The sequence below is a fragment of the Streptococcus oralis genome, assembly GCF_026782285.1.
Lineage (GTDB): Bacteria > Bacillota > Bacilli > Lactobacillales > Streptococcaceae > Streptococcus > Streptococcus oralis_CG.
In genome coordinates, this window is record NZ_JAKUWG010000010.1 from 34,594 (window position 1) to 54,848 (window position 20,255).

General features: G+C 43.0%; 19 protein-coding genes and 1 pseudogene. 10 read left to right on the forward strand and 10 right to left on the reverse strand.

Annotation, left to right across the window (positions count from 1 at the left end):
• Nucleotides 1-4 precede the first annotated feature (4 nt).
• The 8 genes and pseudogenes from MK403_RS08655 to MK403_RS08690 all read left to right on the forward strand — a co-directional run bounded on the left by MK403_RS08655 (nt 5) and on the right by MK403_RS08690 (nt 5,163).
• The gene (locus MK403_RS08655; protein WP_268709610.1) at nt 5-679 is read left to right on the forward strand and encodes a response regulator transcription factor; all 675 of its coding nucleotides are present in this window, start codon (nt 5-7) and stop codon (nt 677-679) included.
• Nucleotides 680-1,912 carry a sensor histidine kinase gene (locus MK403_RS08660; protein ID WP_268709611.1) on the forward strand — a complete coding sequence of 411 codons (1,233 nt, stop codon included), beginning with the start codon at nt 680-682 and terminating at the stop codon, nt 1,910-1,912.
• Nucleotides 1,913-1,963: 51 nt separating this feature from the next.
• The gene (locus MK403_RS08665) at nt 1,964-2,371 is read left to right on the forward strand and encodes a hypothetical protein (RefSeq protein ID WP_268709612.1); all 408 of its coding nucleotides are present in this window, start codon (nt 1,964-1,966) and stop codon (nt 2,369-2,371) included.
• Between the two features lie 45 nt (nt 2,372-2,416).
• Nucleotides 2,417-3,481 (forward strand): ankyrin repeat domain-containing protein, encoded by a 1,065-nt coding sequence (locus tag MK403_RS08670; RefSeq protein ID WP_268709613.1) that lies wholly within the window; start codon nt 2,417-2,419, stop codon nt 3,479-3,481.
• 25 nt (nt 3,482-3,506) lie between these two features.
• On the forward strand, nt 3,507-3,638 hold the full coding sequence (locus MK403_RS08675; RefSeq protein ID WP_268709614.1) for a hypothetical protein: 132 nt from the start codon (nt 3,507-3,509) through the stop codon (nt 3,636-3,638).
• Nucleotides 3,614-3,775, forward strand: a pseudogene (locus MK403_RS08680) (SMI1/KNR4 family protein); the annotation flags it as partial. The gene MK403_RS08675 and the pseudogene MK403_RS08680, both read left to right, overlap by 25 nt.
• Before the next feature lie 95 nt (nt 3,776-3,870).
• Nucleotides 3,871-4,593: a DUF4241 domain-containing protein gene (locus MK403_RS08685; protein ID WP_268709615.1), complete on the forward strand. Its 723-nt coding sequence runs from the start codon at nt 3,871-3,873 to the stop codon at nt 4,591-4,593.
• 12 nt (nt 4,594-4,605) lie between these two features.
• A complete protein-coding gene (locus MK403_RS08690) occupies nt 4,606-5,163 on the forward strand; it encodes an SMI1/KNR4 family protein (protein WP_268709616.1) in 558 nt (185 codons plus the stop codon).
• Nucleotides 5,164-5,241: 78 nt separating this feature from the next.
• Here the strand turns inward: MK403_RS08690 and MK403_RS08695 are convergent, their stop codons facing one another.
• From MK403_RS08695 to MK403_RS08730, 8 genes are all read right to left on the reverse strand, one after another.
• On the reverse strand, nt 5,242-6,279 hold the full coding sequence (locus tag MK403_RS08695) for an aldose epimerase family protein (RefSeq protein WP_268709617.1): 1,038 nt from the start codon (nt 6,277-6,279) through the stop codon (nt 5,242-5,244).
• A gap of 136 nt (nt 6,280-6,415) precedes the next feature.
• The gene (gene lacD / locus MK403_RS08700; RefSeq protein WP_268709618.1) at nt 6,416-7,411 is read right to left on the reverse strand and encodes a tagatose-bisphosphate aldolase; all 996 of its coding nucleotides are present in this window, start codon (nt 7,409-7,411) and stop codon (nt 6,416-6,418) included.
• Between the two features lie 10 nt (nt 7,412-7,421).
• Nucleotides 7,422-8,588 carry an SIS domain-containing protein gene (locus MK403_RS08705; protein ID WP_268709619.1) on the reverse strand — a complete coding sequence of 389 codons (1,167 nt, stop codon included), beginning with the start codon at nt 8,586-8,588 and terminating at the stop codon, nt 7,422-7,424.
• Between the two features lie 228 nt (nt 8,589-8,816).
• Complete coding sequence (locus MK403_RS08710) at nt 8,817-9,221, reverse strand: PTS sugar transporter subunit IIA (RefSeq protein ID WP_000045700.1); 405 nt, start codon at nt 9,219-9,221, stop codon at nt 8,817-8,819.
• Nucleotides 9,222-9,224: 3 nt separating this feature from the next.
• The gene (locus MK403_RS08715; protein WP_000185284.1) at nt 9,225-10,046 is read right to left on the reverse strand and encodes a PTS system mannose/fructose/sorbose family transporter subunit IID; all 822 of its coding nucleotides are present in this window, start codon (nt 10,044-10,046) and stop codon (nt 9,225-9,227) included.
• Nucleotides 10,033-10,938 (reverse strand): PTS mannose/fructose/sorbose/N-acetylgalactosamine transporter subunit IIC, encoded by a 906-nt coding sequence (locus tag MK403_RS08720; RefSeq protein ID WP_045616654.1) that lies wholly within the window; start codon nt 10,936-10,938, stop codon nt 10,033-10,035. Before MK403_RS08720 ends, MK403_RS08715 begins: the two co-directional genes overlap by 14 nt.
• Nucleotides 10,939-10,964: 26 nt before the next feature.
• A complete protein-coding gene (locus MK403_RS08725) occupies nt 10,965-11,441 on the reverse strand; it encodes a PTS sugar transporter subunit IIB (protein ID WP_000156968.1) in 477 nt (158 codons plus the stop codon).
• Entirely contained in the window at nt 11,438-13,225 is a 1,788-nt protein-coding gene (locus tag MK403_RS08730) for a glycoside hydrolase family 35 protein (RefSeq protein ID WP_268709620.1), read from the reverse strand. Before MK403_RS08730 ends, MK403_RS08725 begins: the two co-directional genes overlap by 4 nt.
• A gap of 315 nt (nt 13,226-13,540) precedes the next feature.
• Here MK403_RS08730 and MK403_RS08735 point away from each other — a divergent pair, with 315 nt between their 5' ends.
• Nucleotides 13,541-14,257 carry a GntR family transcriptional regulator gene (locus MK403_RS08735; RefSeq protein WP_001007187.1) on the forward strand — a complete coding sequence of 239 codons (717 nt, stop codon included), beginning with the start codon at nt 13,541-13,543 and terminating at the stop codon, nt 14,255-14,257.
• A gap of 299 nt (nt 14,258-14,556) precedes the next feature.
• The gene (gene strH, locus MK403_RS08740; protein WP_268709621.1) at nt 14,557-18,588 is read left to right on the forward strand and encodes an LPXTG-anchored beta-N-acetylhexosaminidase StrH; all 4,032 of its coding nucleotides are present in this window, start codon (nt 14,557-14,559) and stop codon (nt 18,586-18,588) included.
• Nucleotides 18,589-18,646: 58 nt separating this feature from the next.
• On the opposite strand, the gene purB is transcribed toward strH, so the two are convergent.
• A complete protein-coding gene (gene purB / locus MK403_RS08745; RefSeq protein WP_038806529.1) occupies nt 18,647-19,945 on the reverse strand; it encodes an adenylosuccinate lyase in 1,299 nt (432 codons plus the stop codon).
• A 58-nt stretch (nt 19,946-20,003) separates the two neighbouring features.
• Entirely contained in the window at nt 20,004-20,231 is a 228-nt protein-coding gene (locus MK403_RS08750; RefSeq protein ID WP_038806530.1) for a hypothetical protein, read from the reverse strand.
• Between the last annotated feature and the right edge of the window lie 24 nt (nt 20,232-20,255).

Below are 20,255 nucleotides of genomic sequence, written 5' to 3' on the forward strand. Positions count from 1 at the left end.
ACCTATGAAAATCCTACTTGCCGAAGATGAAGCTCAACTAAATCGCGTCATCACTGTTGCTTTAGAACGGGAAGGCTATAACGTTGATTCTGTTTTTAATGGACAAGATGCTGTCGAAAAAGCTACAACTAACCACTATCACCTCATGATTTTTGACATCATGATGCCGATCAAGACAGGAATCGAAGCCCTCAAAGAAATCCGCCAGTTGGGCAATACGACCCACGTCATCATGCTGACAGCCATGGCTGAAGTAGATGACCGTGTAACCGGACTCGATGCAGGTGCTGACGACTACTTGACCAAACCTTTCTCGCTAAAGGAACTCTTGGCTAGACTCCGTTCTACTGCCCGCCGCCTGGAAAACTATACCCCAGATACGGTCCAATTAGGAAATACTCGCTTGGATATTGACGAACAAGAATTAGCTGCTACAAACAGCATTCGTTTAGGGAAAAAGGAGACTCAACTCTTAACCCTCCTCATCCAGCATGCTAACCAGACCCTCAGTTGTCAACAACTACTAGAGCAAGTCTGGCCAGATGAGTTAGATGAGAGCGACCACGAACTGGTCTTCCTCTATATCTCCTATCTCCGCCAAAAGCTTCAAAGCGTTCAGTCCAATCTGCAAATTCTAGGATCTGCAGAAGGGCCTTTCCAACTAATAGGAGGAGACTAGATGTTTCGAAAACTACGCATCAAGTTTATTGTCACAGCCACTGCTGCCATCGCTCTGATTCTTGCATTCTTTCTGGTCTTGATGAATAGCATCGTCTATACTCAGACAGAGGATAATATCCAAACCGTCCTCTCCATCTTGTCTAAAAATGAAGGCGAACTCCCAATTACAGATGAAATCAAGGAAAGTTTCACCAAAAAGAACATCCAGGAAGGGATTATCTACAATTTTCAGTATTTCTCTGTCAGAGAAAAGGGGAATGACTACACTATTTCTCTAGGGAATGTCCAATCACTGACCGAAGCAGACGTCAGAGGTTTTCTCCAGAGAATTCTTAAAAAACCGGAAACCTATGGCACGATTACTAGCAACGGGCGCTACTTCACCTACCAGATTAGTCAGACAGCTTCGGGTAAGCTCCTAGTCTTCTTTGAAGCTACCAACTACATTCGCGAACGAGACACCCTCTTTCAAGTCTCTATTTGGTTATCACTGGCTAGCCTATTTCTCCTTGCTCTGCTCTTTACCTTGATTTCTGGGATTGTTATCCGTCCCTTCGTCAAAAACTATGAGAAACAACGGATGTTTATCACCAATGCAGGTCATGAACTCAAAACACCGCTGGCTATCATCTCAGCCAATACCGAGCTTCAAGAACTCATGGAAGGAGAGACCGAGTGGAGCATCAGTACCAAGGAACAGACCGAGCGTCTCAACCACTTGATTGGAAGACTGATCCGACTTGCTCGACTCGAGGAGCAAGAGGATATCAAACTAGCTCCTCAAAACATCTCCGTCATCGCTGAAAAGGTCGCCTCAGACTTTGCTCCTCTCTTTACCAAAGAGGATAAAAAATTTGAAAGCCTGATTGAAGCAGATATCATAGAAAAAGTTTCTCAGGAGGAATTTTACGAATTACTCAGTATTTTACTCGATAATGCCCGCAAATACTGTGATCCAGCAGGCACCATCCGTCTAACTCTCAAACGCAAAGCCTATCTCCTACGCAAGCGCACCTGTATCACTGTGTCTAACGACTACAAGGATGGGCAGCCTGCCAATATTAAACGCTTCTTTGATCGCTTCTACCGCGCCGAAACATCACACAATAACCAAACCACTTCTGGGTATGGCATTGGCCTCTCTATGGCTCAACACCTTGTCAGCCTATTTAGAGGAAAAATCTTTGTCACCTACAAAAAACAGGTGATTACCTTTACAGTCTGGTTGTAAACGTGGAGAGTCTGGTCGGAGTTCATTCAATTACAACATAAGGAGACGCCAATGGAATTTTTAGTAGTTGAGGAGGGTATTCCTCAAAGCATCGGTTGCGAAGAGGCAACGATAGCATATTATGGGAGTGAGATAGAATTTCATTATGAAACCGTGCCACCACGTGGAGATGATATTTTTTCTGCAAAATTACCTTTGTTAAATATTCAACTTCCATTTTGGATGTATGGAAGAAATCTCATATTTTTAGATGCCTATTATTTGCTTGCAGAAACAGTGGAAAAGGGCACTTGGGATCCTATAACAAGCATGCTTATCAATATCCATACAGGAAAATATGCCAGCTTAGACCACTGGTACAACAACATTTCGGTTAAGGAAAAAGAAATCGAGTTAAAAAATGACTACGATGGAAGATCTATGATTTTAAAAGATGTTAATGGGCTTAAGTGGGTTTAGAAATGTAAAATGCAAATGTTGGTTTTATATTAAAGGAGAAGAACAATGGCCAAAAAAAGAGTGACCTTACCTAAAAATTTTGATGAACTGATTACAGCAGGAGATATTGAAGCTCTTAAAGCCGTATATGATAAATGTGAGCTTACTGCTCATGACGGCAGATACAGCTTAAATACGGCACTTCATTTTGGAGGTGTTCCTGATGAGCTTGTTATCTGGCTAGTGGAACAGGGTTTAGATGTAAATACTCCTGATTATTATGGGCGTACACCATTATATACACATGCCACTTTGGGGAGAGATACTGTAAAACTGCTATATGAATTAGGCGGAGATATACAAAAAACTGATACATATGGGAGTACACCTCTACATACGGCAGCAAGGTTTTTCCGACCTAAGATAGTCAGTTTTTTGATTGAAAAAGGTGCAGATGTTAATCCCAAAACTGTTATGGGACGAACTCCTTTAGCTGAAGCCCTTGCTACTTGTAGGCAGATTAATATTGCACAGGTAGCAGAAATTGCAGAAATGCTCATAAAGGCGGGCGCTGAGGTAACTCCTGATATGGCAGAAAGAGTCGAACTAATCGGAAAGGATTTTGAATTTCACAGAGAAAACTTTAATAAAGATTACTTGACTGAAACAGAAGCAGGGCTTGAGAGACTCTATGCACTGTTTGATGTAAAGCCTGCTCCGAAACGCAAGATACATGACGGAGTTTCTCCTATTATTTTAAAAAAAGGTTCTTGGAAGGAGCAGTATAACGAGCTTTGGGATTTACTCATTCCTTCAAGCGGGCCAGCGAAAACTGTACAAGGCGAAGTGATCCGTATAACTGGGCGCGTACAGGATGAGCTCTATAGAAATGGCGGTGTCAACTGGGATAAACACTACCGGAACATGCTTAAAGCCCTACCAAATCATTTCGCTTCAGGTACACCGCTTTCCGAAGAAGAACTGGAAGAAACTAAGGAACTGATTTCCAGCATCCGTGCAAAAGGCAGTGATGAAGATACTATAACTGAACGTTTGTGTGAACTTTCGGTTCTCTGGGTAGGCTTAAATCCTGAACCGCTTCCTTTAGGGGAAATAAATTATAACAGATGAGTACATAATCTGTAGGAGACTTAAAATGGTCAAATTAAAAGATATAGGAAATTTTAAATCTGTTCCACAAATTGTAGGTGATATTATAAAGGGGAATATACCCGCACTAGATGAGTATTTTTCAAAGGGATGGAGTATTGTGACAGCTGTTTCCTGATGCTGGATTTTGATCCTGATAAAGAAGGAAAAGAAGGGCAGATTCTTTGCTATATCCATGATCCTGATGAAGTTGTGTATGTGGCAGAAAGTCTTAAAGACCTAATTTTTTCGATCATTAGAGAAATAAAAGCATAGAATGAATGCATTTGTAGGAAAAATGATCATGAGTACACAAATCTCTAACTCAGAAAGCACCGACCTAAAATAAAAGATTTAGAAAGGAACTGTTTATGGAAGAAATGAAAGCTTCACAAGAATGGTTACAGAAATACCAAGAAATAAAACATCTGCTCACTTCGTCTATCAATTATGTAGACTGTTTTGATAGGAAAGAAATACAGGACACGGAAGTTTTTGTTTTGGATATGGGGGAAGTAACTTTTCCTAGCGGAGAAATTCTGGTCCGAGATCCTTTGGTCTGGCTCCGTAGAGAGGAAAAGCCCTACTTACAGTCTGTACCCAAAGGGACCTATAGACTAAAAACTTTAGTGGCCAAGATAGAAGAAGACCATTACAGGTATGTAGCAACGAGAATCCAATTTACAGATCAAGTGCCAGTCATCTACTATGAAGCACTGACTGGTGATGAAGATATAGACACTGTTGAAAAAGACTCTTATTTTGGATTTGCAGTTGACGCAGGTCTGGCAACGATAGTGGACGTTGACACCAAGAATGCCTACTGCGATTTTGAAGAGAGTTGGTATAAAGAAAATCCTGACAAAAATATCTACGACGATTTCTTTGCAGCAGTTTTTGCCCAAAATGCCATAGACAGTCCCCTTTATCAACGTGAGGGTGGAGATTGGATTAACTTTAAAATTCCTAACACTGACCTAAGCATTCCGATGATCCAATCAGGTTTTGGAGACGGAGTCTATCCCGTCTACTTTGGCTATGATAAGGATAATCAGCTTTGTGATTTAGTTGTCGAATATATTTACCTAGAATAGAGAGGAATAGCAATGTCACTAGAAAAAGTCTATGATTATTTTCATCATTATGATTCTAAAACCTACCAAGTTGTAGCCTGCATGGGAAATGAACCCTCCGAACAGGATATAGAAGATTTTGAAAAACTGTATCAAATCAGTCTTCCAGACGACTTTAGAGAATTTACCATGTCACCCCTAGGTGGACTCTATATGGAAGTCAGGGGGGAACTGTGGCCAAGAGCCAAAGCATTTGATGTCGCCCCATTTTGGACATTTTGCCGTGGTATTAAGGTTTACGGCATTGCAAATGAGATACCTGATTTTCTAGACATTCGACTGAAGACCAAAGAATTACATGAACTAGGCTTTGTAAATTATATCCCTTTTCTGTCTATCATCGGTGATGGAGATGTGATTTTCTGCTTTGATAAAAATAATCACATTGTCGCCTTAGATTGGTATAGTAGTGGAGAGGCTGAAGAACTCGATAGTGACTTTTCAGATCTTTTGCTCAAGCAAATCCAAGAACTGGAGGAGCGTAAAAACAGAATGTTAGAGGGAATCGAGAAACAGAAAAAAGAAAAATAAGCCATGTACTAACCAAACTGCCTCTAATGTCAATACAACAGCACGGAACTCAAAAGAGCTGGAAACCAGCTCTTCTTTTTATTTTACAACCAGCTCGTAACGAGTTTTGCTGGTAAAGGTTTGACCTGCTTTGAGAATGACTTGGTCTTTGAGGTCGCTGTGAATGGCATCTGGTAAAGCTTGCGCTTCAAGGGCAATCCCATTGTGCTGTACCATTGGCTGGCCTCCTATGATGACACTATCATCCACAAAGTTTGCTGTGTAGACCACTAAACAAGGTGCCTCTGTCTTGAACAACAGAAAGCGACCTGAGTTTTGATCATAAAGAAAACCAGCATTATCATGGCCTGCAGGAAGGGCAAATGGATGATCCAAACCAGATACCAGCTGGATTTGCTCATCTTCCTCTGCAAAGATGTCCTTCAACAAGGCTCCATTGTAGATGTGTTTAACCACATCACGAGTAGCATCTGGAGTCTTTGCCGGAACACCGTCTGGAGCGATTGGGTAAATGCCCTCTGTATTTAGCTGGAAGACATGGCGATCAATTGTCTGCGTGAAATCACCAGACAAGTTAAAGTAGCTGTGATTGGTCGGATTGACCAGCGTATCCTGATCGGTTGTCACCTTATAGCTAATTTCGTAGGCGCCAGTTTCTTCCAAGTGATAGCTGATCCAGATCTTGAGATTACCAGGAAATCCTCCTGTCCCGTCTGTACGCTCTGTGTAGAGGGTCAAGCCATGGTCGCTCACCTCAGTTAATTCAAACAAGCTCGCATCCCAACCTGTTGAACCACTGTGGTTACAGTTGCTGGCATTGTTGACTTCAAGGTCATAGGTCTGGCCATTGAGCTCAAATGTCGCACCTGCAATACGGCCTGCTACAGGACCTACACTTGCTCCATGCTTGGGACTATTGCCTACATAGCTATCAAAATCATCAAAGCCCAAGATCACATTGGCAAAGTTTCCAGCCTTGTCAGGTGTGACATAGCGCAAGATGGTCGCACCATAGGTCATGATTTCTAGTTGATAGCCACTGTCAGTCTCAAAGCGATAGGCCAAGACATCCTTGCCCTCATGATTTCCAAATACACGCTCTGTGTATGCTTTCATTCTTCTCTCCTTTGACTAAGTAAACAAACCATAGAGAGCCTATTCACCATCTATGGTTGTAGTTTTTATTTTCAGAATCCTTTGTCAGAAAACCTTAAGTATCTTCTTAACAAAAGGGGGTTCTTCTACTCTTATTTTATGCTTCCACACGTTCAGTCCATGAAGTCGCTGTTGTTTGAAGAACCTTGTTGAGTTCGTCAATGTTCTCAAATCCAGTTGTGCGAAGCCATTCACGAGCTGCTGCCTCACCGTCTTTGATGTAGGCTTCAACTGATCCTGCCCAGGTTGCACGGCCACAAAGAACGCCGTTGAAGTTTGCGCCTGATTCGTGAGCAAAGACAAGGGTTTCTTGGAAGAGTTTCGCTGATACACCTGCACTTAAGTAGATGTAAGGAAGATTTGTCGCTTCATCTTGCGCTTTGAAGAAGGCTGCTGCTTCTTCGCGAGTATGCACGATTTCACCTTCGCCAAATCCTTCAACATATTTCACATTGACTGGAATTTCCACTTTCAAGACATCGATGTTGAAACGTGGGTCTGAGAAGACTTTCATGGCACCGATAACCTTGTGTGGTTTTACTTTAGCGTATTCTGCAGAACCTGCGTCAGCAATCTTTTCATCGTAAGCGAGGATTTCAAGAAAGAATGGAATATCTTCCGCCACACACTCAGAACCAATGCGTTCGATGTAGGCTTGTTTTTGTTGGTTGAGTTCGTCAGAGCTGTCTACGTCATAGTAAAGCAAGAATTTGACAGCGTCCGCACCTTGTTCTTTGATGCGTTTGGCAGACCAAACATCCAAGCAGTCAGGCAAGCGTTTGGTGCTTGTTGTATCGTAACCAGTTTTTTCATAAGCAAGGAGAAGACCAGCATTGGCATCAAGCGCTTTTGTAGCTGGGAGACCATACTCAGGGTCAAGGAGCATAGAGGATGCGTATTTTGTCAATTCATCTGCTACCAAGACTTTGAGTTCTTCCATTTGAGCCACTGTTGGCTCTTCTGTTTGGTATTGAGCCATGAGGCGTTTCAAAGCGCCACGTTGGTCAAAGGCAAGAGCTGAGATAATGCCGTTCTCGTCAGAGAGTTTTTGCAAGCAAGCTACTTTATTGGGACTTAATTGTAATTTACTCATAGACACTTCCTTATTTTTGATAGTCATGAATGATCACACCTTGTACCACACGGTTTACCGTACCTGTAGGAGACGGTGTATCTGGTTTGTTTTCCACTTTAAGCGAAGTCAAAAGGGCAAAGAGTTGGGCATAAACGATGTAAGGGAAGACACGGTAAATATCGTTCAAGACATCGCCACAACCAAGGGCTACTTCTTTGACATTTTCAAGACCAAAGGCTTGATCACTTAAGAGCACAACACGACGAGCAATCTGGTCACCAGCCACTTCACGAACCAAGTCCAAGTCGTACTTGCGAGTGTAGTCTGTCGTTGTACCAAAGACCAAAACAACGGTATCTTCATTGATCAATGATTTTGGACCGTGACGGAAACCGACTGGGCTTTCATACATAGTCGCAACTTGCCCAGCAGTCAATTCCAAAATCTTCAACTGAGCTTCATGAGCAAGTCCAAAGAAAGGACCAGCGCCTAGGTAGATAACACGGTTAAAGTCTAGATCAACAAGCTCTTTGACATCTTCTGCATTGTCTAGAACTTTGCGGGCAAGGCTCGCCACCACTTCAAAACGTTCAGCTTTCACAGCAAATTCTGTAGGATCAAAGACCAAGAGAGCTGTCAACATCATAGACGTAAAGCTAGAAGTCATGGCAAATCCAGCATCATTGGAAGCGGCTGGTTGCAAGAGCAAGAGATTGCGGTCATCGCCATGAGCTTGAAGAGCCAATTTTCCTTCTGCAGCACATGTAATGGTCACTTGATAGAGGTCGTCCACCAAGGCTTTAGCCAAATCAACTGTCGCCACACTTTCAGGTGAATTTCCACTACGAGCAAAGGAAACAAGGACAGTTGCCACATCTTTTTTCAGATAGGTTTCTGGATTGGCAACGATATCTGTTGTCGCAATGGCATTGAAATTCCATTTGCGTTCGTCATAGACTTCCTTAAAGTAAGGCACCAAGGTATCTCCCACATAAGCGGAAGTACCCGCACCCGTCAAGATGACCTTGATATAGTCATGCTTATCCGCAATCCCTTGTAGAAAGGCTGCAATTTCTTCACGTTTTGCTTGATAAGATTCAAAAGCTTCTTTCCATACATCAGGCTGTTGGTAGATCTCACGAGTCGTGATTTCTGCACCCAGTTCAAGCAATTCTTCTTTTGTGTAATTTAGCATAGAGTTCCTCTAATCTATTGTTGTTTCATTCCTATTGAAAATATGGGAATGGGATTGACTCCCATTCCCATGTATATTCTATACAAACTGTTCTAACGATTTAGCCGTTATCACATCTTATTGAATTGAGTTCCAACTAAAATCTTGGGGAAAAAAACCGATTATCGTCGGAGCATCGCTCCATCCTCCTATCGCCTATTTTCCCTGTGATTTTCACGTTGTCACATCTTATTCATCTTCGTCATCATCGAAGCCAGCTAACAGGTCGTTGACTTTCACAATGCTTTCTGCAGCACGGCTCTTATAATCCGCATCTGCACCTGTAAGGCTTGCATTGATAAATTCAATCACCATTGGAAGATTCATCCCTGCGTAGAGTTCAATGTCGCGACCTTCCATGATCAAACGGCTTACCACGTTACATGGTGTACCACCGAGAAGGTCCGCAAAGACTAGGAAATCATCCAATCCTTCGATAGCAGCTTCAAATTTAGCAGTAAATTCTTCTGGACCATCTTCTGGAAGAAGAGCCACTGCATGAATGTTGTCTTGTGGACCCATAATCATTTCCGTGCTACCTTTAAGTTCTTCACAGAAACGACCATGACTCACCAAAATTAATGATTTGCTCATAAATTATGCGCCCATTCCAAGCAAGAATTTACCGATGAATGAAAGACCTACTGCAAGAACGATAATGATACCGATCGCTTTAGTAGAGTTCATACCTTTCTTACCAAGCAACCAGAAGATAAAGGCAGTAAAGATTGCTGGGAGCAAACGTGGGAAGATTGAGTTCAAGATGTCTTGGAAGTCAATCATCTTTTCACCGATTGGCAATTTGTAAGAAATGTCAAAGTTGATCATTGTTGCTACAAGAGCACCCATCATGAAGACACCAAGTACAGATGCAGCGTCAATCAAAGCTGTCAAAGTACTTTGCATGTTGTTGATAAGGTTAACCCCTTCTTTATAGGCAAATTCCAATTGTTTCCAACGGAAGATGTCATAAGCAACTGCAACTGCGATCCAAAGGAAGATACCCCATGGTTGGCCAGCGATAGCCATAGTTGCTGCGATAGAACCCATGATAGCAGGTACAAGTGAACCAAAGATTGTGTCTCCAAGAGGAGCAAATGGTCCCATCAAACCTGTCTTGATACCGTTAACGGCATCTTTTGAACCCACACCATCTTTTTCTTCCATGGCAAGGTCAAAACCAGCGATAATAGTGTGGAAGAATGGTGAAGTATTGAAGAATTGAGTATGAACTTTCATCATTTCTTTCAATTCAGGAGTTCCATCCCCATACATTTTACGCAATTGAGGCAAGATCATGTAAAGGTAACCAGAAGCTTGCATACGTTCGTAGTTCCAACCTAATTGGAAAGTAAACAAGCTACGTTTGTTGATTTGATTAAAATCTTCTTTTGTAAGTTTGTAATTAGAATTCGTCATCTTCGATTTCCCCACTTTCTGATGGTGTAGAAGGTGCTGCTACAGCTACTTTTTGGCTGTTCTTAAAGTGAACAACTGCAAGGAAGATACCTACGATAGAAACACCGATCATAGACAAACCTTTGAAGTTGTTAGCAAAGCCAATCTTTTCAGCAACATCAGCAGGAAGAGTACCAAGGATACCCGCAACAGCTCCACCAAGACCTGTTACATATGAGTAAAGGACAGTCAACATAGCTGTCAAACCAAATCCCATTGCAAGGTAGTGAAGGTTACGTTTAACTGGAAGGTAACGAAGCAAGATTGCAAATCCAAGACCTGGAAGCATACGACCTGCAAGTGTCAAACCGTCTGCAACCCATTGGTATTCTTTAACAAGGTCTACTACTGATTGTACGAAAGCACCACCAAAAGCAAGAGCGAAGAATACTGGAAGGGCACGAGAAAGAGCCCATGGAAGCGCACCAAGTAGGTAGTTGCGTTCGATACCTTTGTAGTCAAAGCGTTCGATCGCAGCATCAATACGGTGTGCAAAGAAAGTAGTTGTCATACGTCCAAGAACGTCGAAGTATGTCAAAAGTGCTGCTACTGGTACAGCGATTGTTGTGATTGCAAGATCTGTATCAATACCTTGAGAGATAGAGAATGCTGTTGCAAGAACCGCACCAGAAGTTGCGTCAATACGAGAAGCACCACCGAAGGTACCAACCCCAAGAACGAACAACTGCAAGCTACCACCGATAAACAAACCAGTTGTCACATCTCCCATGATCAAACCGGTAATGAAACCAGCGAATACAGGGGAACCTGCAGATGAAACGATTGTCAACTCATCACAGATTTGATAAGCTGAGTACAAAGTGAGAAGTAAAATTTGCCACCATTGTATCATAACAATGACCTCCTAAAAATTTTTTCCTATTTTAACAAGCTCAAAAAGTCTGAAACTGGATCATTTGGAACCATTTGAGCAGTGAGTTTTACACCTTTTTCTGCTAGTTTGTGGAAATCTTCCACATCCTTGTCTACCACGTTGATAGAACGTGTGATAGAGCGAGTTTCTGGTGTTTGAGACATATTGCCGACGTTGAGTGTTTCAAGCGGAACACCTGCTTCGACCAAACCAAGGAAACGGTCTGGTTTACGTGCAACGATAAAGAGACGTTGGCTATCGTATTTACCAGCAAGGATATTTGCTGCTGCTTTCTCAACTGGCAAGATACTAAGTTTTACACCTGGTGGTGTCGCAAGTTTCAAACCACTCTTTTCAATATCGTTGTTAACAACTTCGTCGTCTACAACCATAATGCGTGAAACATTTAGTTTCCCTGCCCAAAGATTGGCTACTTGACCGTGGATCAAACGTCCATCGATACGGCATCCTACAATTGTCATAAGTTTTCCCCCTTTATGTGTTTTAGTGTAGGTTTACGAGTTAAATGAATCTCTTCTTTATATTCGCCCTCAGTTTCAAATATGATGATGCGGTTAGCGCCTTCCTTGAGATAGCTATGAGGGATATAAAGTGAGAGGGTCGGGCCGACGTTCCAGAAACGCCCTAGGTGGCGCCCGTTGACAAAGGCAACTCCCTTACCAAACTCAGATAAGTCTAAGTAGGTATCCTTCGGCTCTTCAACGGTAAAGTCGAAAGCGTAAAAGGCTGGTTGTCCTTCTGTCCATCCTTTTGAAAAATCAATTTTCTCAGGATTATCCAGTGGTAGTGGATATTGTTTCCAATTCAGTAAGAAATGTAGATCCTTGCAGACACCTGTGCGAATTCCTTTATGTTGCGTATCTGCTAAGAACTTATGTCCGTAGTTGACACGCCCCATATTTTCGATCAAGATGTCAATCTCTGAAAAGCCTTCTCGGTTGCCTTGACAGTAGATATCTTCACCAATCTCTGTCTGGTATTGAGTAGCAATCCATTGACCATCTACAAAGAGTTGAGCTCGGTCACGTCCATCAATGATACGGAGACGTTCCTCTTCTGCATCCCAACTTGCCTCAGTGCGGTAGAGAAGGTAGCCGTAACTTTGACCAAGTTCTTCCATCGCTTTTGGATAGAGGCTGTCAGTAGGACTAGAGAGACTATCCAGAGTTTCAAACAAGGAAACTTTTTCGACCAATGGAATGGATCCTATCTCCATGCTTTCCTTATAGAGTGGTTCCAACTGTGGATACTCTGGGAAGTGTGTTGCCATCATCTTCTTGACTGCTAGGTATTTAGCAGTTGGATTTCCTTCTTCATCGAGAAGGGCATCATAGTCGTAAGATGTGACTTGTGGCAAATCCAGAGTTCCTCGAGCCGAGCAACCGTTCATGAAACCAAAGTTTGTACCACCATGGAACATGTAAAGGTTGATAGAGCCTTGCTCCAATACCTCTCGAACAGCTTCTGCCAATTCTTTAGGATCCCGTGTGATGATGGGTTCTTTCCAACGGTTGAACCAACCATCCCAGAATTCCATACACATGAGGGGCCATTTCTTACCATACTCATCAAAGAATTCCTGCATCTGTGAAAAGTTGTACGGAGCTTTAGAACCGAAGTTCCCTGTCACAAAGAGGTCGTCTTCGATCAAGGTTCCGGCTTTCAGAGTAGCCCTCCATGGACCATCTGAAGTAAAGAGTGGGCAATCAATCCCTCGGTCTTCCATCAATTTCCGAATGGCTCGTAGATAAGACTTATCTTCTCCATAAGAGCCATATTCATTTTCGACTTGCATCATGAGAATGTTTCCGCCATTATCCAACAAGCGAGGCACAAGCCTTGGCAATAATTGGTCATAATAGCGAGCAACAGCCTCAATGTAGGCCGGATCGGACGAGCGGATTCGCATGTCCTTGGTCAAGAGCCAAGCCGGCAAGCCACCAAATTCCCATTCCGCACAGATAAATGGAGATGGGCGTACAATAGCGTAGAGACCCAGATCTTGTGCAATTTGAAGAAATCTCTCCAAATTTCTGGCACCTTCAAAATCAAACTCCCCTTCAACAGGTTCGTGTAAATTCCAAGCCACATAGGTCTCGACTGTATTAAAGCCAAGCGCCTTTAAGTTATAGAGAGAATGATACCAATCCTCTGCTGGAATCCTAAAATAATGAATGGCGCCGGACAAAATCTTGAACGGTTTTTCGTCTAAATAGAAATCGTCCTCAATTTTAAATCTTGTCATGTTATTACCTCTGACGAATTAAGTTTGCGCTTTCATTTATTATAATATTAACTATAATCAAATCTTTTGCATTTGTCAATAGGTTTTAGAAAATTCTTTAAAATTTTTCTATTTTTTTACTTCTTTTTTACCAAAATTGTCTAAAAATAGCATGAAATGAGGGCTTTTGCATGACCTCTGTTTTAACGGCGCTTTTATATATGTGCAAAATAATATTTTTAATGTATTATGTTATTTTTTCATCTAAATGCTACTATTTTCTTTGTGTTTGTGGTAAAATCAAAGAAGGAGAAAGAAAAAAATTGAGGTGCAATTATGGCTATTCCAAAATACCAATATATTAAAGACGAACTCAAGAATAAAATCATCTCAGGTCAATTTGCGAGTGGAGATAAGTTTTATACTGAAGCAGAGTTGATCGCCATGTATGATGTCAGTTCTATCACAGTTGTTCGTGCCTTGAACGACCTTGCCAAAGATGGCTATATTGTCCGCCAACAAGGAAAAGGAACTTTTGTTTCACGCGCTCGTAAGCACAAACTCGTTGAGTTTTCAGACGTAGAAATTTTTGAAACAAAAGACGATAAGGTAACTGTCCTTTCTATCGAACGTGGAAATAAGCTTGAATATTTGGAAAAACTTGGTTTGCGTGGAGACCAGTTCTACTACAAGATCGAACGGACACGTCAAACTAACGGTGTGACCTATATCTACCACACTTCTTATATTCCAGAACAATATATCAATGCCAACTATCCAAATCTTGACTATTATAGTTCTATCTATAAACGTTTCAAGCTGGATTACCGCATTCACATGACTGATGAGCATTTTGAGGAAATCAACGAAATCGCATTCCCAACACCAGAGCATGCTGCTTCTACGTTGGGAATTGATACACAATTTCCAACTGTCTTCCAAACAAAGACTACAAAACTTGAGGCCACTGGCCAAGTCCTTGCCTATAGTGAAACTTATAAGCGAGCAGACTACTACAAAATCAAATTCATCTCGTGTGATCGAGGTCATTAAGAAAAAGCTTGAGCCTAGCTCAGGCTTTTTCTATGTTCATTATAGCATGCACCACTTGGTATGAACATATGACGAAGGGTAATTCTTTAATTAGTAGTGCTTTTACTAAAAACAAGTTAAATATTGGCTAGATTTTCCTTGTTTTTAGTTTTTTGACAATTTTTTCCTAAATCTTATGATTTCCTCCATTTATTATAGTTCTTTCATAAAGCTGCTTGACATTTTACTCCTTAGATAATAAAATAAAATTGGTTTTATGTAAACGCTATCATATATGATAATAACAAGGAGGTTTTGTCATGAAACTAGAAAAGAAACAGCGCTTCTCCATCCGTAAATACGCGGTTGGGGCAGCTTCTGTACTGATAGGATTTGCTTTTAGCGCCCAAGTCGTATCTGCCGACGGGATTACTCCAGCTCCAACAGCTGAAGAAACTGTTCAGACGATTCAGGAGAGTCCGCGAGCAACCGAAGAACCTGTAGACTCTAAGGTTCCAGAAAAACTGGAAGAAAAGGCTGACAAACCTGTAAAAGAGGAGGTCAAAGAAGACCAGGAGGTTCCTCGAACAGTTGCTCCAAAAACAGAAGAGTCAAGCGCACCAGCTGTGACAGAAAATGCTAGTCCTACACCGACTACTGAGAAAGAAAGTCCTGCTCCAACTGAAATTCCTGCAGAAAACTCTCCTTCAGAAAAGAAAAATGAAGCAGCCACACCTGCAGTAACCACTCCTAGTACGGAACGAGCACCTCAGGTAAATGAAAAACTGGCTAAAAGAAAAATGATCTCAATCGACGCTGGACGCAAGTACTTCTCTCCAGACCAACTAAAAGAAATCATCGACAAAGCCAAACACTACGGTTATACTGATCTTCATTTACTAGTTGGAAACGATGGCATGCGTTTCATGTTGGACGACATGACGATCAAAGCCAATGGCAAAACCTATGCAAGTGACGATGTCAAACGTGCACTCGAAAACGGAACCGATGCCTACTACAAGGACCCAAATGGCAACCATTTGACAGAAAGTCAGATGACGGACTTGATCAACTATGCTAAAAACAAAGGTATTGGTCTCATCCCAACTGTAAACAGCCCTGGTCACATGGATGCGATTTTGCATGCCATGAAAGAACTAGGTATCCAAAAACCGAACTTCAACTACTTTGGTAAGGAATCTGCTCGTACCGTTGACCTGGATAACAAAGAAGCTGTTGAGTTTACCAAAGCCCTGATCGACAAGTATGCTGCATACTTTGCTGGAAAAACTGATATTTTCAATATCGGACTAGATGAATATGCCAACGACGCTACTGATGCTAAAGGTTGGAGCGTTCTTCAAGCCTACAAGTGGTATCCCGAAGATGGCTTCCCAGATAAGGGTTATGACAAATTTATCGCCTACGCAAACGACCTTGCTCGAATCGTTAAATCTCACGGTCTCAAACCAATGGCTTTTAACGACGGTATCTACTACAATAGCGACACTAGTTTTGGAACCTTTGACAAAGACATCATCGTTTCTATGTGGACTGGTGGATGGGGCGGATACGACGTCGCTTCTTCTAAACTTTTAGTTGAAAAAGGCCACCAAATCCTTAATACCAACGATGCTTGGTACTACGTCCTCGGACGAAATGCCGATGGCCAAGGATGGTACAACCTCGACCAAGGACTCAATGGTATCAAGAACACTCCAATCACTTCTGTACCAAAATCTGATGGGGCTACTATCCCGTTCATCGGGGGTATGGTAGCTGCTTGGGCGGATACCCCATCTGCACGCTATTCACCATCACGCCTCTTCAAACTCATGCGTAGCTTCGCCAATGCCAATGCTGAATACTTCGCTGCCGACTATGAGTCTGCTGAGCAAGCTCTGAAAGAAGTACCAACAGACCTTAACCGCTATACTGCAGAAAGTGTCGCAGCTGTAAAAGAAGCTGAAAAAGCCATTCGCTCACTCGACAGCAACCTCAGCCGTGCCCAACAAGACACCATTGACCAAGCAATCGCGAAACTCCAAGAAGCTGTCAGCAATTTGACCTTCACACCAGAAGCTCAAAAAGAAGAAGACGCGAAACGTGAAGTTGAAAAACTTGCCAAGAACAAGGTAATCTCCATCGATGCTGGACGTAAGTACTTCACGCTCGACCAACTCAAACGCATCGTAGACAAGGCGAGCGAACTCGGCTACTCTGATGTGCATCTTCTCCTAGGAAATGATGGACTTCGCTTCCTCCTTGACGATATGACCATCTCAGCTAACGGCAAAACTTATGCAAGTGATGATGTCAAAAAGGCCATCATCGAAGGAACAAAAGCTTACTACGATGATCCAAACGGAACGACTCTTAGTCAAGCTGAAATCACTGAATTGATTGAATACGCAAAATCAAAAGGCCTCGGACTCATCCCAGCGATCAACAGCCCAGGTCACATGGATGCCATGCTCGTCGCTATGGAAAAGCTTGGAATCAAGAATCCTCAAGCCAACTTTGACAAGGTATCCAAAACAACTATGGACCTTGAAAACGAAGAGGCGATGAACTTTGTCAAAGCCCTCATCGGCAAGTACATGGACTTCTTTGCAGGCAAGACTAAGATCTTCAACTACGGTACAGACGAATATGCCAATGATGCTACCAACGCGCAAGGCTGGTACTACCTCAAATGGTATGGACTCTATGGCAAGTTTGCTGAGTACTCTAACACCCTTGCTGCCATGGCCAAAGAAAGAGGCCTTCAACCAATGGCCTTCAACGATGGTTTCTACTATGAAGACAAGGATGATGTTGAGTTTGACAAGGATGTCATCATCTCTTACTGGTCTAAGGGATGGTGGGGTTACAACCTTGCGACGCCTCAGTACCTAGCAAGCAAAGGCTATAAACTCCTCAACACCAACGGAGACTGGTACTACGTGCTAGGTAATCACAAACCAGATGAAGCCTACCCACTATCAAAAGCACTTGAAAACTCTGGTAAAGTGCCATTTAACCAGCTTGCATCTACCAAATATCCTGAGGTAGACCTTCCAACAGTTGGAAGCATGCTTGCCATCTGGGCAGATAGACCAAGCGCTGAGTACAAGGAAGAAGAAATTTTTGAACTCATGACTGCCTTTGCAGACAATAACAAAGACTACTTCCACGCTAACTACAATGCCCTCCGTGAGGAACTTGCTCAAATCCCTGCAAACTTGGATGGATACAGCAAGGAAAGCTTGGATGCCCTAAATGCAGCTAAAGAAGCTCTCAACTACAACCTCAACCGTAACAAACAAGCCGAGTTAGATGCTCTCGTAGCCAAACTCAAGGCAGCCCGCCTAGGCCTTAAACCAGCAGCAACCCACTCAGGAAGCCTCGATGAAAACGAACTAGCTGCCAATGTTGAAACCAAACCGGAACTCATCACAAGAGCAGAAAAGATTCCATTTGAAGTTATCAAGAAGGAAAATCCGAACCTCCCAGCCGGTCAGGAAAAGATCATCACACCAGGTGTAGAGGGCGAACGTACTCATTACATCTCTGTCCTTACTGAAAATGGGAAACAAACAGAAACGGTTCTAGATAGCCAAGTAACCAAAGAACCTGTGACCCAAGTGGTTGAAATCGGCGCCCCTATTACTCACAAAGGGGATGAACACGGTCTTGCTCCAGCCGCAGAGACAAAACCTAGACTGGACATCCAAGAAGAAGAAATTCCGTTCACTACTGTGACACGTGAAAATCCGCAATTGCTCAAAGGGAAGACTCAAGTCGTTACTAAAGGCGCTAACGGTCGTCGCAGCCATTACTACTCTGTGAGTACTACTGCTGATGGCAAAGAAGTGAAGACTCTTGTCGATAGCCTTGTAACGCAAGAAGCAGTGACACAAGTCATTGAAGTCGGAACCCTTGTTACCCATGTAGGGGATGAACACGGTCTTGCCCCAGCTGCAGAAGCAAAACCTAGACTAGACATCCAAGAAGAAGAGATTCCGTTCACTACCGTGACACGTGAAAATCCCCAATTGCCAAAAGGACAAAGTCAAGTCGTCGTTTCCGGAGTAAATGGCCGCCGTACCGTCTTCTACTCTGTTAGCACTACTGCTGACGGAAAGGAAGAAAGAACCCTTGTCAATAGTGCGGTATCGCAGGAAGCGGTCGCTCAGGTTGTCGAAGTCGGCACTGCCCTTGAGAAAGCTAAGCAAGCTGAAGCAACTACTAACAAAGCAGATGAAAAACAACTCCCTGCAACAGGAAGCCAAGACTCTGCAGGCTTGGTCGCAGTAGGACTCATGGCCACACTAGCAGCTTACGGACTCACTAAGAGAAAAGAAGATTAAACCCCTTCGACAAGAATACAAAAAAAGCGAGATTGAATCTCGCTTTTTATTGTTAGGATTAATCACCAAGTCCGATACGTTCAAAGATATCATCCACACGTTTGGTGTAGTATGCAGGGTTGAAGATTTCGTCAATTTCTTCTTGAGTGAGGCGTGAGGTCACTTCTGGATCTGCTTCGAGCAGTGGTTTAAAGTCCACTTGGTTGTCCCAAGAGTAGGCTGTTTTTGGTTGCACCAAGTCATAGGCTTGCTCACGAGTCATGCCTTTCTCGATCAAGGTCAACATAGCACGTTGGCTAAAGATAAGACCGAAAGTCGAGTTCATGTTGCGAATCATGTTTTCTGGGAAGACCGTCAAGTTCTTGACGATATTTCCAAAACGGTTGAGCATGTAGTCAATCAAAATGGTCGTATCTGGTGTGATGATACGCTCAGCTGATGAGTGAGAAATATCGCGTTCGTGCCAGAGAGCGACGTTCTCATAGGCTGTCACCATATGGCCACGGATAACACGCGCAAGACCCGTCATGTTTTCAGAACCGATAGGATTGCGTTTGTGAGGCATAGCTGATGAACCTTTTTGCCCCTTAGCAAAGAATTCTTCCACTTCGCGTTGTTCTGATTTTTGAAGACCACGGATCTCCGTTGCCATACGCTCGATCGAAGTTGCGATGCTCGCAAGAACTGCAAAGTACTCAGCGTGAAGGTCACGAGGAAGGACCTGTGTAGAGATTTCTTGAGCACGGATACCCAATTTATCGCAGACGTATTGCTCGACGAATGGTGGGATGTTGGCAAAGTTCCCAACCGCACCAGAAATCTTACCAGCTTCCACCCCAGCAGCCGCATGCTCGAAACGCTCAATGTTACGTTTCATTTCGCTGTACCAAGTCGCCAATTTAAGACCAAAAGTTGTCGGCTCTGCGTGCACACCGTGGGTACGACCCATCATGATGGTGAACTTGTGCTCCTTAGCCTTGTCAGCGATGATCTTGGTGAAGTTTTCAAGGTCACGACGGATGATGTCGTTGGCCTGCTTGTAGAGGTAACCGTAGGCAGTATCCACCACGTCAGTAGAAGTCAACCCATAGTGGACCCACTTGCGCTCTTCACCAAGCGTCTCAGAAACCGCACGCGTGAAAGCCACCACATCGTGGCGCGTCTCCTGCTCAATCTCCAAAATACGGTCGATGTCAAAGTCCGCCTTTTCACGAATCAAAGCCACATGTTCCTTAGGGATTTCTCCCAACTCAGCCCATGCCTCGTCAGCCAAGATTTCCACCTCAAGCCAAGCACGGTATTTATTTTCTTCACTCCAAATGTTCGCCATCTCAGGGCGAGAGTAACGGTTGATCATTGTTGTTAATTTTCCTTTCTTTTAATGTTTCACATCAGATAAACAACTGAGGGAAATCTTATTCAAATTCCTCTTTCCCAATCCATACAGATGGATAGTGATCTAGTGTACTCAAATCCGTATCCAGTGGTACATCATAGATAGCCAAATAGTTTTCAGAGTATTGTGCAGCTAGTTCCTCATATTTAGCTTGCACCTTATCTTGGTCAGCACTAGCAAACAAGACTTCAACAACTGCTCCAGTCTTATCTTTTTCAACAAATGCATTGACAATGAGTTGAATCATAGTAATGGTCAATTCTGTAGCCTG